The 14,460-nt window shown below is 42.8% G+C and carries 15 protein-coding genes and 1 rRNA gene; 5 read left to right on the top strand and 11 right to left on the bottom strand.

Features of this window, described 5'->3' with window-relative positions; translation table 11 throughout:
• Positions 1-68: 68 nt before the first annotated feature.
• Positions 69-734, top strand: a complete 666-nt coding sequence (locus tag ACUM5Y_RS15430; protein WP_445977769.1) for a TIGR04219 family outer membrane beta-barrel protein — start codon at positions 69-71, stop codon at positions 732-734.
• A 77-nt stretch (positions 735-811) separates the two neighbouring features.
• Here ACUM5Y_RS15430 and clpB read toward each other — a convergent pair whose 3' ends face one another.
• The 3 genes from clpB to rluD all read right to left on the bottom strand — a co-directional run bounded on the left by clpB (position 812) and on the right by rluD (position 5,470).
• On the bottom strand, positions 812-3,388 hold the full coding sequence (gene clpB, locus ACUM5Y_RS15425) for an ATP-dependent chaperone ClpB (RefSeq protein ID WP_445977768.1): 2,577 nt from the start codon (positions 3,386-3,388) through the stop codon (positions 812-814).
• 119 nt (positions 3,389-3,507) lie between these two features.
• Positions 3,508-4,245, bottom strand: a complete 738-nt coding sequence (pgeF, locus tag ACUM5Y_RS15420; protein ID WP_445977767.1) for a peptidoglycan editing factor PgeF — start codon at positions 4,243-4,245, stop codon at positions 3,508-3,510.
• Positions 4,246-4,486: 241 nt separating this feature from the next.
• Positions 4,487-5,470 carry a 23S rRNA pseudouridine(1911/1915/1917) synthase RluD gene (rluD, locus tag ACUM5Y_RS15415; RefSeq protein ID WP_445977766.1) on the bottom strand — a complete coding sequence of 328 codons (984 nt, stop codon included), beginning with the start codon at positions 5,468-5,470 and terminating at the stop codon, positions 4,487-4,489.
• 160 nt (positions 5,471-5,630) lie between these two features.
• Here rluD and ACUM5Y_RS15410 point away from each other — a divergent pair, with 160 nt between their 5' ends.
• On the top strand, positions 5,631-6,473 hold the full coding sequence (locus tag ACUM5Y_RS15410; RefSeq protein ID WP_445977765.1) for an outer membrane protein assembly factor BamD: 843 nt from the start codon (positions 5,631-5,633) through the stop codon (positions 6,471-6,473).
• A 47-nt stretch (positions 6,474-6,520) separates the two neighbouring features.
• Here ACUM5Y_RS15410 and ACUM5Y_RS15405 read toward each other — a convergent pair whose 3' ends face one another.
• Both ACUM5Y_RS15405 and ACUM5Y_RS15400 read right to left on the bottom strand, forming a co-directional pair.
• Complete coding sequence (locus ACUM5Y_RS15405) at positions 6,521-7,174, bottom strand: glutathione S-transferase (RefSeq protein ID WP_445977764.1); 654 nt, start codon at positions 7,172-7,174, stop codon at positions 6,521-6,523.
• Between the two features lie 74 nt (positions 7,175-7,248).
• On the bottom strand, positions 7,249-7,464 hold the full coding sequence (locus ACUM5Y_RS15400) for a cold-shock protein (protein WP_445977763.1): 216 nt from the start codon (positions 7,462-7,464) through the stop codon (positions 7,249-7,251).
• 428 nt (positions 7,465-7,892) lie between these two features.
• Here ACUM5Y_RS15400 and ACUM5Y_RS15395 point away from each other — a divergent pair, with 428 nt between their 5' ends.
• Together ACUM5Y_RS15395 and ACUM5Y_RS15390 are read left to right on the top strand one after the other, a co-directional pair.
• Positions 7,893-9,104 (top strand): ammonium transporter, encoded by a 1,212-nt coding sequence (locus ACUM5Y_RS15395; protein ID WP_445977762.1) that lies wholly within the window; start codon positions 7,893-7,895, stop codon positions 9,102-9,104.
• Positions 9,105-9,181: 77 nt separating this feature from the next.
• The gene (locus ACUM5Y_RS15390; protein WP_445977761.1) at positions 9,182-9,640 is read left to right on the top strand and encodes a tRNA-uridine aminocarboxypropyltransferase; all 459 of its coding nucleotides are present in this window, start codon (positions 9,182-9,184) and stop codon (positions 9,638-9,640) included.
• Here ACUM5Y_RS15390 and ACUM5Y_RS15385 read toward each other — a convergent pair.
• The 5 genes from ACUM5Y_RS15385 to ACUM5Y_RS15365 all read right to left on the bottom strand — a co-directional run bounded on the left by ACUM5Y_RS15385 (position 9,630) and on the right by ACUM5Y_RS15365 (position 13,448).
• Entirely contained in the window at positions 9,630-10,352 is a 723-nt protein-coding gene (locus tag ACUM5Y_RS15385; protein ID WP_445977760.1) for a fumarylacetoacetate hydrolase family protein, read from the bottom strand. The two genes, ACUM5Y_RS15390 and ACUM5Y_RS15385, sit on opposite strands and share 11 nt — an antisense overlap.
• A 20-nt stretch (positions 10,353-10,372) precedes the next feature.
• A complete protein-coding gene (locus ACUM5Y_RS15380) occupies positions 10,373-11,131 on the bottom strand; it encodes a cupin domain-containing protein (protein WP_445977759.1) in 759 nt (252 codons plus the stop codon).
• A 122-nt stretch (positions 11,132-11,253) separates the two neighbouring features.
• Positions 11,254-12,132, bottom strand: a complete 879-nt coding sequence (locus ACUM5Y_RS15375) for a porin (protein ID WP_445977758.1) — start codon at positions 12,130-12,132, stop codon at positions 11,254-11,256.
• Positions 12,133-12,557: 425 nt separating this feature from the next.
• Complete coding sequence (locus ACUM5Y_RS15370; RefSeq protein ID WP_445977757.1) at positions 12,558-13,109, bottom strand: DUF2058 domain-containing protein; 552 nt, start codon at positions 13,107-13,109, stop codon at positions 12,558-12,560.
• Between the two features lie 129 nt (positions 13,110-13,238).
• Entirely contained in the window at positions 13,239-13,448 is a 210-nt protein-coding gene (locus ACUM5Y_RS15365; RefSeq protein WP_012071288.1) for a cold-shock protein, read from the bottom strand.
• Between the two features lie 514 nt (positions 13,449-13,962).
• On the opposite strand from ACUM5Y_RS15365, the gene ACUM5Y_RS15360 reads away from it, so the two are divergent.
• On the top strand, positions 13,963-14,199 hold the full coding sequence (locus ACUM5Y_RS15360; RefSeq protein WP_445977756.1) for a hypothetical protein: 237 nt from the start codon (positions 13,963-13,965) through the stop codon (positions 14,197-14,199).
• Positions 14,200-14,379: 180 nt separating this feature from the next.
• On the opposite strand, the gene rrf is transcribed toward ACUM5Y_RS15360, so the two are convergent.
• A 5S ribosomal RNA gene (rrf, locus tag ACUM5Y_RS15355) occupies positions 14,380-14,460 on the bottom strand; the annotation flags it as partial.

Below are 14,460 nucleotides of genomic sequence, written 5' to 3'. Positions count from 1 at the left end.
GGATTTTGTTTGTACACAACCTATAATGTGTCTAAACCTTTCTGTTTCTAAAATATGGATTTATGAAAATGAAAAAAGCCCTTTTACTCGCATCTGTAACTGCTGTTCTTAGTGCCAACACTGCTTATGCCGATCTACTTGGCGCTAACGCTGAATTTGGTATCTTTAAATCTGAAAACACACTGACAACTAATGACAGTTCTGAATTCAATCTTGAAGATGAGTCAGGCCAATACTTTAGTGCGGATGTGCAACACTTTATCCCACTTATTCCAAACGTCCGTGTTGACGCCTTCAGCCTAAGCACGACAGGCACATCAACAACTGCTGGCGTTTCTTCTACGGCTAAGCTAGACATCGAAACGAAAGACATCACAGGCTACTATGGTCTAGGGCTACTATGGGTAGGTGTTGAAGGTGGTTTAACCGTCCGTAATCTTGAAATGGACTACGATGTTGGTGGAAGTACAACCTCTATCAGTGAATCAGCAATTCCTATGCTATATCTTGCCGCTACTATTGATATCCCTGGAACAGGCATCACCATTGCTGCTGAATCCAAAACTGTTTCATCTTTTAGCGATGTAACCATTACGGATGAAACTTTCAAAGTCCAGTACAGCACGCCTTTCTTAGTGGGTGTTGAAGCAGGTTACCGTAGCATTGAGCAAGAAGTTAAAAATACAGAATCTAAAAACTCAGGCTACTTTATCGGTGTAACAGTAGACATTTAATCGCGACCGATTTAATTGCAAAAAACCTCTAACCTAGACAGTTAGAGGTTTTTTTATATCTCACTGCATGACTTTTACTATTTACTAAAGCAAATAAGCTCATCTTTTACTTGCGCTTTAATCTGGTCACCACTCAAAAATTTACCCGCCAGCAGATCGTTCGCCAATGGGTTTTCAATCCACTGTTGAATCGCACGTTTCAAAGGCCTCGCTCCGTAGATTGGGTCGTAACCCACCTCAGAGAGTTTATCCAGCACTTGCTCACCAAGCTCTAGGGTCAAGCCCATTTCTTCTAAACGCTGATTCAAGTGAGCTAACTGAATACTGGCGATACCCTTAATTTGAGACTGCAGTAATGGATGAAACACTACCGTTTCATCAATACGGTTGATGAACTCAGGACGGAAATGCCCTGACACCACGTCCATGACTCGAGATTTAATCTCTTCATATTGCTCATTAGAACGGAAATCTTGAATGACATCTGAGCCTAGATTTGAAGTCATTACTACAACTGTATTTCTAAAATCTACTGTGCGGCCCTGACCATCCGTTAAGCGACCATCATCCAGCACTTGCAATAGGATGTTAAACACATCAGGGTGAGCTTTCTCAACCTCATCGAGCAGTAACACAGAGTATGGCCGACGACGTACTGCTTCGGTTAAATAACCACCCTCTTGATAGCCAACATAACCCGGTGGCGCACCGATTAAACGTGCCACGGAATGTTTCTCCATGAATTCGGACATATCGATACGTACCATGGCTTGCTCGGTATCAAACAAGAAGCGAGCCAGTGATTTACACAACTCTGTTTTACCCACCCCTGTAGGCCCTAGAAACAAGAAAGAGCCATTTGGGCGGTTAGGATCAGCTAAACCTGAGCGTGAGCGCCTAACCGCATTAGAGACCGCTGAAACCGCTTCTTCTTGCCCTATCACCGACTGATGCAAGGCACTTTCCATAGCTAATAACTTATCACGCTCCCCTTCGAGCATTTTATCCACTGGTATGCCAGTCCAACGGGAAACAACGGTAGCGATCTCTTCCTCCGTTACTCGGCGTTTAAGCAACTGCATTTCAGTGGTTTCTTCCATTTGGCTGGCTTTCTCAATTTCCGTTTCCAGCATTGGAATAATACCGTATTGAAGTTCCGACATTTTAGCCAGATTACCTTCACGGCGTGCCTCTTCCATTTCATGACGAACGGCTTCGAGCTCTTCTTTTAGCTTCTGCGCCCCTTGCACAGCGGCTTTTTCGGAATTCCAAATCTCTTCTAAATCACTAAACTGCTTTTGTAGACTGGCGATTTCCTCTGACAATTCAACTAAACGCTGTTTAGAGGCTTTATCTGTTTCCTTCTTAAGCGCTTCTTGCTCTATTTTTAACTGAATGAGACGACGCTCTAAACGATCCATATTTTCTGGCTTAGAGTCCATTTCCATACGGATACGGCTGGCAGCTTCATCAATCAAATCAATGGCTTTATCTGGCAATTGACGATCCGTGATATAGCGCTGTGAAAGCTTGGCTGCTGCGATGATAGCCGAGTCAGTAATATCGACCCCATGATGCACTTCATAACGCTCTTTTAGACCCCGTAGAATCGCAATGGAATCCAACACACTTGGCTCTTCCACCAGCACCTTTTGGAAACGACGCTCAAGGGCAGCATCTTTTTCAATATACTGTCGATATTCGTCTAGGGTTGTGGCGCCCACACAATGCAGCTCACCACGAGCCAGTGCAGGTTTAAGCATATTGCCTGCATCCATAGAGCCTTCTGATTTACCGGCACCGACCATGGTGTGTATTTCATCAATGAAGAGAATAATCTGGCCTTCTTGCTTAGAGAGCTCACTTAATACTGCTTTAAGACGTTCCTCAAATTCACCACGGTATTTTGCCCCAGCGATCAAGGTGCCCATATCTAACGACAAGACTCGCTTATTTTTTAGCCCCTCGGGCACCTCACCATTGATAATACGCTGAGCAAGCCCTTCCACAATGGCGGTTTTACCCACCCCAGGCTCACCAATCAATACTGGATTATTCTTACGGCGACGCTGCAGCACTTGAATAGTTCGACGAATTTCATCATCTCGACCAATCACTGGATCGAGCTTGCCTTGGGCAGCGCGCTCGGTTACATCTACCGTATATTTGTCCAGAGCTTGACGATTTTCTTCAGCATTAGGGTCGTTAACTGTATCGCCACCACGTACTTGATCAATTATGGTTGAGATATCAGCTTTGGTTATGCCGGAAGCCTTAAGCGCTTTGGCTAGATCATCCTTGCCATCAAACATAGCCATAAGCATTAATTCGGATGATATGAACTGATCTTTGCGTTTCTGCGCTTCTTTATCAGCAAGGTTTAACAAACGGCCCACTTCTGGAGACATCTGTACATTGCCATCATGGTCTTGTACTTGTGGAAGTCGCGTCAGTAATCCATTCAAACTTTCACGGAAACTGCCTACAGAAAGACCAGCTTGCTGCAAGATAGGTCGCACACTGCCACCTTGCTGGTCCAGCAAAGAAATCAGAATATGCACAGGTTCGATATAGGTGTGATCGTGCCCAAGTGCGACAGATTGGGCATCTGATAGGGCTAGTTGAAGCTTACTGGTTAAACGGTCGATTCTCATGGTGACCTCCTGACTACAAATAAGGTTGAGTAACTCTATGAGCCTTTAATAGGCCCAAAAAGTTACTTTTCAATAGCAGGGTGTCATTTTTTTGACAGTCCAATATTTACGCGAGTGAATTACTCTTCAAACCAAATAACCGATGCCATTCGGCCTGTTTTGCCATCACGACGATAGGAGTAAAAACGGTCTTTTTCTAGGTAAGTACAAAACTCGCCTCCGTATACATTGGTCACACCCACCATGGCAAGGCGCTGCTTGGCTAACAGATACAAATCCCCCAACCACTTTCCATTATCTTTTTGTGTGAAAGCCTGCTCGGCTTCTGGGTCTTTCTCCATAAAAGCCTCACGCACTTCAGGGCCTACTTCAAATGCCTCTGGCCCTATGGCAGGCCCAAGCCAAGCCATAACCTCTTGCCCTTCAAATGCCATCAAGGTTTGTTCTATAACGCCTTCACAAAGCCCTCGCCAGCCTGCATGGGCAGCTGCCACCTGTGTCCCAGCAAGATTACAGAAAAGTACCGGTAGGCAATCTGCCGTCAGGACCGCGCACACCTGCTGCTGAGTGGCGGTGAACGCCGCATCCGAGGTGACATCACTACAAGAAGAAGGTAGTTTTTTTACACCTGTACCATGCACTTGGTTTAACCAAACAAGGGAGTCCGGCATGGCAATAGCTTGAGCAAATAAATAACGATTCTGGGCTACATGATCGGGCTTGTCTCCCACATGACCACCAAGATTAAGAGAGTCAAACTCTCCCTCACTTACACCCCCTAAACGGGTCGACACATAAGCCTTAACATTCGTAGGTGCAGGCCATTCAGGCGTTAAAAATCGCTTTGTACTTGTCATAGTAGAACCTTATTAAAGGCGAGATTAGGGATAGAAATAATGAGAGACATTAGCAACTTAAGCGCCATACCGACAACTTTTTTACCAGTTTTTTACGACTCAACAGACTTGGAGAGAATGCAATGATATCGAAGGAGGAAAAGAGATCAGCAAACTCTAAGTTTATGAGTTCGTAAAAAAGGAGCTGATTAGGAAGGAAGCAGCCCCAAGATACTGAGACTGCATTGTAGTTATCTGTTGGCTAGAAATACTCTGAATCGTTACTGCCTGATTCAACCATATCGGTTTTAAGAGAAGCGAGCAGTTGCTGCATATCTTCAGGCAAGTCAATCTCCCACTCCATCCACTCCCCAGTGATTGGGTGAGCCAATTCAAGCTTTTTCGCATGCAGGGCTTGGCGACGGAAGTGACGTAAGGATTCCTGCAATTCCGGAGAACAAGCCTTAGGCATTTTTAAGCGACCGCCGTATTGCGGATCACCCACTAACGGGTATTGAATAAAGGCCATGTGCACACGAATTTGGTGGGTTCGGCCGGTTTCCAGCTTCAAGCGCACGTGTGTGTGATTTTTATAGCGCTCCACTAAACGGTAGTGTGTTACGGCATCTTTACCATTAACAGGTTCTACCGCTTGTTTCTGGCGATTATGAGGGTGACGACCAATAGGCTCATCGACTATGCCGCCACCTGTCATCACACCAATCGTGATGGCTTCGTATTCGCGCCCCATGCTGCGTTCTTGCAATTGCGCAACCAGATCCGTTTGAGCCGCCAGTGTTTTGGCTACCACCATAAGACCTGTGGTGTCTTTGTCTAAGCGATGCACGATACCAGCCCTTGGAATATGAGCGGTTTCTGGTGCATGGTGCAAGATGGCGTTCATCAAGGTACCATCACGGTTACCTACTGCAGGATGGACCACTAAACCCGCAGGCTTATTAACAATGATGATATCGTCGTCTTCATAGACAATATCCAATGGCATGTCCTGAGCCTCATGGTCTTCTTGATCTTCAATCAAGACATCCAATGAAACCACTTCACCACCAAACAACTTTTCTTTAGGTTTGGTCACCTTGCCATCTACTTTTAGCTCGCCTTCTTTGATCCAAATTTTTATTCTCGAACGAGAATAATCGCTAAAAAGTTCTGTCGCGATTTGATCAAATCGGTTGCCGCTCAAATCGAACGGTACCTGGGCTTCTTTTACTATGCGCTCTGCCATACAATGTACTTATGCTTGTTGTTCAAGGCCTCTAGAAAGTATCATAGGGGCCTAATGTGAAAAAAACGTGTAGCGCCTTGTTCTTCATTTTTTTTCGTAATATAACGCTACAAATGCCGATTGAGGCCAATCTACTACTTTACCAAGGTTTTTATTATACATGGGATTTCATCACTCGTTGCTCCGATTCGTCGGAATCATTAGTTTTTCTTTGCTTGTCGTCGCTTGTTCTAGCAAGCCAGTCCACGAACCAGACCTTCCTGAGCAGGTTTACTACGATAAAGCTCAACAAGCCATTGCTGACAATCTTCCCGTCACAGCCATTAAGCACTTAAAAGATTTGGATTCTCGCTATCCTTTTGGGGAATACAGCACCCGCGCAGAACTAGATCTTATTTACGCTCAATACGAAGCGGGCGAGTATATTGCAGCACATGCTACTGCCGACCGTTTCATCAAGAACTATCCTAATCATGAGCTTTTAGATTATGTGTACTATATGCGTGCGCTGTCTACCTATACAGGCACTCAGACTCTAGTCGCACGCTATCTGAACATTGACCCTAGTGATCGAGATTCAAAGGAGTTCACACAGTCCTTCAATGAATTAGGGGATTTATTGGCACGCTACCCAAATAGCCAATATGCGCCAGATGCAAAAGCAAGAATGCAGCACTTACGTGAAATTCTAGCCAGACATGAGACTCAGGTTGCGTTTTACTACCTTAAGCGCCAAGCGCCTCTTTCTGCTTTACGACGCAGCCAAGAAGTCATCCAACACTATCCGAGCAGTTTAGCTGTTGAAAGGGCTTTAGCCATTAGCGTGCAGTCTTACTATGATTTGAATCAAGAAGATTTGGCCAAGCTAAATATCAGCGTATTACAAAACAACTACCCAAACACTGAGTATTTAGATGAGTCGGGGAATTTCATTGCGTTAAGTTTACCAAGCGATGCGGATCCAGGCTTCTTATACTGGATAACCTTTGGTCTAATTGACTAATAATAACCCGGCGTATATCCCACGTTAAGGAATATACGCCTTTTATCTTATGGGAAAACAATCTCTTCCTGCCCACTTTGCCAAGGTTGGTATTTTTTCATTACCAATTCAAATACCTTAGAATCTAGAAACCTCTTTAACCAAGCCTTTACCGCATCATATTCACTATTATTAAACCAAGTCGCATCCACGCCAGAAAATTGACGAATAAAAGGAAAGACCGCAATATCCGCTAGACTAATCTCTTCACCGAGTAGAAATGATTGTTGGTTTAAGCGCTCATTTAGGCGATGTAAAAACACGCAAGCTTTACTACGATAATGCTCTTCGCTGTGTTCTGGGTAGCGATCAGCATATTTGTACCTGTCTAGCCAATACTTAAAATGGTTGTCGTTGTAATTAATCCAAGCATGAATTTTAAAGTTAAGCCTGCTATCAGTTGGCCATAACTGAAGTACACGATTCTCTAACTTACTTTGCGACAAAGCAAAGTGCATAATATCTGCACTCTCTTCATATCTTCGGCCATCCGTATCGATCAATTGAGGAACCGTGGTACGACCACCTAAGGCAAGTAGTTGCGCTGGTTTATCTTTAAGTACAACCTCTCTCAAGGCAACAGGTACTTGCAACAAGGCCAAACAATAGCGAGCTCGTATCGCATAGGGGCAACGACGAAATGAATATAATACTGGTAACACAAATACTCCCTTAAATTACGGGCATAAAAAAGCCATGCTCAAGAACATGGCTTTTTAAACAAAGAAGGCAAAAGTTATTCAACTATTGTTACATTCTCTGCTTGAGGACCTTTTTGACCTTGAGTGACTTCAAAGCTTACTTTTTGGCCTTCTAGAAGAGTACGACGACCGGTGCCATTAATTGCGCGAAAATGAACGAACACATCGGAACCGCCATCTTGCTCAATAAACCCGAAACCTTTCTCATCGTTAAACCATTTAACAATACCTGAAACTAACTGACCTGACATACAAACCTCAATTCTTATTTAAATTGTTCTGGTAGAACAAACTACTCATTAAGCTAAAAGTCATTAAGCCTTTTGCCATCTTATAGAAGTTAGATTAATTAAATAAAACTAACACCTATGATAATAAAGCGTTAAAAATAAAATAGGAAGCCAATAAAAACCCAGATTTACAAAACATAAAATAATATTTCTTCCTACGCTCCAAAAAATTTTTAACCTTTTGTACAGCTTTTCACCTAAAGCACCAAAACAACACACGACATCAGCACCAAAAACAAACACCCGCACCACAAGTAAGCGAAAATGGAATGTTTTTTGCTTATTTTTGCGACTCTCTTAGCAAAGAGCTAAAAACAACAAAAATTAAGTTCTAAGAGAGTGCAAAACAATAACCAGCACCGCATAGGTGCACCTTTAGGAGTCATTTCGTGATATCAACCCAAAGCGCAGTAGAAATGCTGGTAGCAAGCTCAAACACATTTTTCATTTTATTAGGCGCGATCATGGTATTTGCCATGCACGCAGGTTTTGCCTTTCTTGAAGTCGGTACCGTTCGACACAAGAACCAAGTAAACGCCTTAGTCAAAATAATGACCGACTTTGCAGTCTCTGCCTTGGTCTATTTCTTTGTCGGTTACCAAATCGCTTATGGAATCAATTTTTTTGAAAGCGCCAGCAGCCTTGCGGAACAAAATGGCTATACCTTAGTTAAATTCTTTTTCCTAATGACCTTTGCCGCAGCAATTCCGGCTATTATTTCTGGCGGCGTTGCAGAACGAGCAAAGTTCTACCCCATGCTTATCTCCGCCGCCATTATTGTCGGCCTTGCTTACCCATTTTTTGAAGGCCTGATTTGGAATGGCAACTACGGCTTTCAAGATTGGTTGACGAATACTTATGGGGCACCATTTCATGACTTTGCCGGTTCAGTAGTTGTTCACGCTTTTGGTGGCTGGGTAGCTCTTGGGGCAATTTTACTACTTGGCACTCGTAACGGCCGCTTTCGTAATGGCAAACTCGTTGCTTTTGCCCCATCCAACATTCCTTTTCTTGCCTTGGGTGCTTGGATACTTTGCATTGGTTGGTTTGGGTTTAACGTCATGTCAGCCCAAACCCTAGATGGTATCAGTGGCTTAGTAGCAGTCAATTCATTGATGGCGATGGTTGGCGGTATCGTAGCAGCCATGATTTTAGGTAAAAATGACCCAGGTTTTATTCATAACGGCCCCCTTGCTGGACTCGTAGCCATCTGTGCAGGCTCAGACATTATGCATCCAATCGGAGCGCTGGTAACAGGCTTAGTCGCTGGAGCACTATTCACTTGGTTGTTCACCTTGATCCAACAAAAATTCAAGCAAGTCGATGACGTTCTTGGTGTATGGCCTTTACACGGTATCTGTGGCGCTTGGGGTGGTATTGCGGCAGGTATCTTTGGCTTAGAGAGCTTTGCAGGCTTAGGCGGTGTTAGCTTTACCTCGCAAATCATAGGTACTTTCACGGGCGTTGTCTTCGCGACCGCTAGTGGCTTAGTTGTGTACGGGGCAATTAAAGCGATCAACGGTCTACGCTTAAGCGAAGAAGATGAATTTAATGGTGCTGACTTGTCTATTCACAAAATTGGATCTGTCAGTAAAGAGTAATTTCTTATAAGCTTTACCCTAGTATTTACGCCCTGCTTTTGCAGGGCTTTTCTTTTCTGGGGCAAGCAGATACAAGTATGAAAATTTGGTTACTCACTCATAGCGAAGAGCTTAAAAAAACCAGCGCGACAGGCCCGCTCGTTAAGCAACATCTAATGGAAGAATGCGAGGTCGTCACTTGGTCAAGAGTATGCCCACCAAACGAAATTCTTAGGCTTCCTAAAGAGAGAACCATCCTAGTGTATTTAACAGATGATACCTCTAAACGAGCTCATGAAGATGATGCTCTTAACGCAGAGCACATCATTGTCATTGATGGAACCTGGCAGCAAGCTCGAAAGATGTATAACCAATCACCTTACTTACAAGACTTAATGCATTATCAAATTAGCGGTGAGACATCTGTCTTTAGCAAACGTCGTAATCAAAAAGAGGACGGCCTGTGCACAGCTGAAGTGGCGCTTCACTTTCTAAAAAAGCGCCAACACCTTAAAACACAGGCCTTACAGCAAAGCTTTCATGAGTTTAATCAGTAACCTTAAGACTGATTGAACCTAAATGCTCAATACTGGCATCCATGACATCCCCAATCTTCACAGCACCAACATTTTCTGGGGTTCCTGTCATAATGAGATCACCAGGACGCAACTCGAAGACTTCAGACAGCTTACAAATTACTTCTTCAATCGACCAAGTAAGGTGAGAAATATCACTCTTTTGCTTTACCTCGGTGTTTACCTGCAAAACGATTTCAGCCTTAGCAAGGTCTTTTGCAACAGTACTATTATTTAAGACTATAGGACTCATTGGAGCAGACAAATCAAAAGACTTACCTACCTCCCAGGGGCGACCTTTCTTCTTAGCTTGGGTTTGTAAGTCTCTACGTGTCATATCAAGACCAACACTAAAGCCTAGAATACTGTCTTGCGCTTGCTCAATAGAAAGATTTTTACCACCTTTTCCTATTGCGACAACCAGCTCTACTTCATATTCAAACTGCTCAGTAGCCATAGGATAAGGCAAATCCGTCTGAGTCGAAAATGCAACCGGCAACACGCATGAAGCATCCTTGGCAAAAAAGAATGGTGGGTCTCGATCAGGATCATCCCCCATCTCTCTCGAGTGAGCAGCATAATTACGACCAACGCAATACACTCGACCTACAGGGAAAAATTGCTCACTCCCCTCAACGGGCAAGTAAACTCTTTCTTGTTTGGCAACAATACAACTAATATTTGCGCTACTCATTTAATCTGGTACTCCTTAACTCAAAAATGTCCTGATTTTATCCATAGCAGAGTTGAAGACTTTACCTGCCATTCATCACTGTGAAAATTTGGCTCTCTCATCCAACTACCTGCTTGAAGCTCAAAATTACCATAAACGGCTTCACCAGAAATAACAAAAACTTCAATATTCGCAGAGAGGTCTAACGATAAAAGCAAATTAACCTCAGGGCTCATCCGCGCCAACCAAACAGATTCCTGACCAAAGCGATAAAGCAATGCACTTGCCACGTCTTCACCATGCCAAAAATGAACCGGTGGATTCAAACAGGAATTCAAATCCGTTTCTTGGAATTGGTGTAGCTTAACAAATAACAGACATCCTTCCTCACTATAGGGGGCATGACTACTGCCCGGCGGGTTTCTAAAATAACTTCCTGCTGGATAATCACCATTTTCATCAGAAAAAATTCCATCGAGCACTAAGATTTCTTCGCCCAGTGGGTGAGGATGGGGACGAAACAACGAACCTGCTTCGTATTGAACTAAACTCGTAGCGTGACCTCTTTCAGCTTCAGCTCGAGCTAACGGCTTGCGCGAAACACCAGCCATTGGGCTTAACTGCCAATCTTGTTGGGAGGTATGTATTAAAACAAATTTACTAAAATCCATATTAATCATAGCCATCCCCAATAAACTGTAAACGTTAAAGTCTAACGTTTTGATCAAATAACAATCAAGCTCTTTATTGAGGTTCAGAACAGCATAAAAAAGGCACCAGATGTTGCCATCTGATGCCAAGGAATGTTCCAACAATCTGCTATTAAAGAAGAAATATGGAACCTTGAATGATCGTATTTAACATAAGGCTTTTCGCACCTAAGCACGAAAAGCCCTAGAGTAAATAAAATCGCTAAACGACCTTAGAAACCGTAGTAAACACCTACTGCAGAAGTAGTGTCTTCAGCTGAACCAGTTTGACCTAGCTCACCAAATACATACATATTTGCAGCAAGACTATAACTAACACCTGCAGCATATTCGTTATAATCATCAGTACCATCTTCAGAGACAACTTGTGCAGAAGCGTAAAGATCTCCTGCGCCATAACCGTAACGAGTAGACAAGCCAGTAATATCTTGGTCGTCATTGCTCTCAACTTTCGCAGAGACAGATAGCGCTGGAGTTACTTGATAGCCGACAGAAAAACCAACGGTTTCTTCAGCATCATCAGAAAGTGAGTCATAACCTGCCGCAATGGTCAGTGCATCAACACTGTACTTAGCTACAGCTGTTGTAGCATTACCTTCGCCCTCAGCAGTATTAACTTGTGAAGAAACTTGGAATTCAAAGCCGTTGAATGAAGGAGAGAAGTAAGCAATAGTATCGCCTTCTTCTGTAGTAGAAGAACCAGCAAAACCGATGTAATCAAACTGGTCAACAGAATCTTGGATAGCGTCACCATAAATGCTATCAAAAGAACCTACTTTTACTTTACCAAAGTTACCCTGCAAGCCAACAAATGCTTGGTCCAGTTTCGCTTCGTTATCGTCGTCGCCATCTTCGTCAGCATCAAATTCCAGCTCATACTTGAAGAAAGCCGTTAGATCATCATTGATTTTTGTATCGCCTTGTACACCTAGAGTAGAGCCGTTATCTTCGAAATCTCCAGCACCTTCAGTATCAGTAATTGCATACTGGATGTTACCGTATACATCAAATGTAGAACCTTCTGCTGCCATAGCAGATACAGAGGTCAATGCTGCGCTAGATACAGCAAGAGCAATAATTGATTTTTTCATTCTCGTTTCCCTTTAATAGATGCAATTTACTTTTTTTCTAATGAATGCTCGATACACGCAAGCAACAGCTATTTAATCTAAACATTTCTACAAATTTGACAATAAGTTGGATGTTACTTGCATGCTCTTACCTTTATCTGTTCATTTTTTTTGAGAAAAGTTAAAAAAAGAGGAAATAGAATCGAATAAAGATAAATAGCAATTCTATATTTTCAACAAAATCATAGAGTTACAAAAATAGAGAAGGAAATGTGTAAAACAGTGGCTTAGAAGATGTCACTTTTGCGACACATAGTGCAATGTAATCGTAAAAGTACACTTTAGAAATGTGCAAAAAGGCAGAAGACAAAAGGAGAAAATGGAATATTAGGAAGATAAAAAAGTAAAAGTGGACATTAATTTGCCCACTTTCATGAAATAAAGGACTACCACATCAAATCATCAGGGATTTTAAAGTCAGCATAAGGATCATCTTCATCCTCAGCTTCTTCTACACGATTGTTACACACCAAAATGTAACTCTCATCTCTTTGCTTGATTTTAAGTGCTACAGGCTCCGCCACTAGCTCATACTTCTCATCGAGTTTAGCAATAGCGAGGCGACCACGACTCAACTCATTATGCATTGATTGGCTTATATACAACTGCTTAACTTTTTTCTCATCAGTAAAGTGATAAGCGATATCCCCTTCTTCTTTAGGAATCTTATTCTGCTCAATCATCTGACGGATTTGACCTTGAATCGCTTTATGCTCAAGCTGCTTCTGTTTTTCAAGATTTAACTCACGGTCTTTTTGTGCTTTATCTTCACGCTGCTTTCTTAGCTCAGCTTGGCGAGCACTGTCATCGATAGGTGCCGCTTTGCCATTTTTTACCTTTTGCTTATGCTGTAACTTTTCAGCTTTTATCTTGTTGGCTTTTTTCTTATTAATCAGCCCAGCACCTAATAGCTGCTCTTGTAATGACTTCGCTGCCATACCGTCCTCCAGAAACCATCTTAATTCACAGACCCAAAATAATTTTAACCATGTACAAAAACAAAAAAAGCGACTTAAAAGTCGCTTTTTAGCATTCGCACTGCTGAGAGAAACCTCAGCAACGTTACCTTATAAAGGTGTAACGTTTTGAGCTTCAGGGCCTTTTTTGCCTTGAGCTACTTGGAATTCAACTTTTTGGCCTTCAGCCAAAGTTTTGAAACCAGAAGTGTTGATTGCAGAGAAGTGAACAAAAACGTCAGGACCTTGATCCTGAGTGATGAAACCGAAACCTTTAGTTTCGTTGAAAAATTTTACTGTACCAGTAACTACGTCAGACATGTCTGTTTATCCTGTAGATTAAGTTAATTTACTCGTAGAAAATATTATCTACGATATAGTGCTAAAAAAACTCGGTATTACTTATGACTTAACAGGACCGAACATACTGACGTATTATTCGCAACTCTGGACATAAATATTGCCAACTCTTTTAAACGAACTTGATTGTAGTCCTCATAGATGCACCGGGTCAATCATGTTTTGGATATTTTCTATAAATAAATGCAATTAAATTATATACAGGCTTATCTGAGATCTCTGCCTGGAGAAACCTTCACCGAATACCGCAATACCTACGAACCAGTATAAATTGCGCTTGATACAGCTTTACCCGCACACAGAAAATCATTTTTGTAGGTGCGGCTTCAGCCGCAGGCGGAATTGGCAGCAACCAAGTGCAATCATATAATCCAGAGATTAACCCAAACATCATCGGTAACCGTGGTTCCTGCGGAACCATTTCCGAATAAACGGGCTAATTTTGTAGGTGCGGCTTTAGCCGCAGGCGGACGTGATGACAATCAAGCACAATCATGCAATCCAAAGATTAACCCAAACATCATCGGTAACCGTGGTTTCTGCGGAACCATTTCCGAATAAACGGGCTAATTTTGTAGGTGCGGCTTTAGCCGCAGGTGGAATTGATGACAATCAAGCACAATCATGCCATCGAGGATTAACCCAAACATCATCGGTAACCGTTGTTCCTGCGGAACCATTTCCGCATAAATGCGTACCTACAATTGGTTAGCAGGATTTATTGAATTTGTTGTTTGAAATTAGGGAAGGTTGTGGGTTTTCATTTACGCTGACGCGTCGAGGTACGAGACAGGCGCAAGTAAATGGAAAACCATAACCGATCCATCCACAATGCCCCAGAACGAAAAACCCCCACACAGCGTTGGCTATGTGGGGCTTCTTGGATTATAAAGCTTGACGACGACCTACTCTCACATGGGATCTCCCACACTACCATCGGCGATGGCGCTTTTCACTTCTGAGTTCGGGATGG

The sequence above is a fragment of the Marinomonas dokdonensis genome, assembly GCF_052747885.1.
The sequence above is the reverse complement of the archived record's forward strand: the minus strand, read 5'-3'. Positions and strand labels throughout refer to the sequence as shown.

Coding starts and splice junctions, on each gene's coding strand:
- rluD (WP_445977766.1), bottom strand. CDS start 5,470: ATGGCAGAGCGCATAGTAAAAGAAGCCCAGGTACCGTTCGATTTGAGC.
- ACUM5Y_RS15400 (WP_445977763.1), bottom strand. CDS start 7,464: ATGTCAGGTCAGTTAGTTTCAGGTATTGTTAAATGGTTTAACGATGAG.
- ACUM5Y_RS15375 (WP_445977758.1), bottom strand. CDS start 12,132: ATGAAAAAATCAATTATTGCTCTTGCTGTATCTAGCGCAGCATTGACC.
- ACUM5Y_RS15370 (WP_445977757.1), bottom strand. CDS start 13,109: ATGGCAGCGAAGTCATTACAAGAGCAGCTATTAGGTGCTGGGCTGATT.
- clpB (WP_445977768.1), bottom strand. CDS start 3,388: ATGAGAATCGACCGTTTAACCAGTAAGCTTCAACTAGCCCTATCAGAT.
- ACUM5Y_RS15410 (WP_445977765.1), top strand. CDS start 5,631: ATGGGATTTCATCACTCGTTGCTCCGATTCGTCGGAATCATTAGTTTT.
- pgeF (WP_445977767.1), bottom strand. CDS start 4,245: ATGACAAGTACAAAGCGATTTTTAACGCCTGAATGGCCTGCACCTACG.
- ACUM5Y_RS15360 (WP_445977756.1), top strand. CDS start 13,963: ATGACAATCAAGCACAATCATGCAATCCAAAGATTAACCCAAACATCA.
- ACUM5Y_RS15365 (WP_012071288.1), bottom strand. CDS start 13,448: ATGTCTGACGTAGTTACTGGTACAGTAAAATTTTTCAACGAAACTAAA.
- ACUM5Y_RS15390 (WP_445977761.1), top strand. CDS start 9,182: ATGAAAATTTGGTTACTCACTCATAGCGAAGAGCTTAAAAAAACCAGC.
- ACUM5Y_RS15430 (WP_445977769.1), top strand. CDS start 69: ATGAAAAAAGCCCTTTTACTCGCATCTGTAACTGCTGTTCTTAGTGCC.
- ACUM5Y_RS15385 (WP_445977760.1), bottom strand. CDS start 10,352: ATGAGTAGCGCAAATATTAGTTGTATTGTTGCCAAACAAGAAAGAGTT.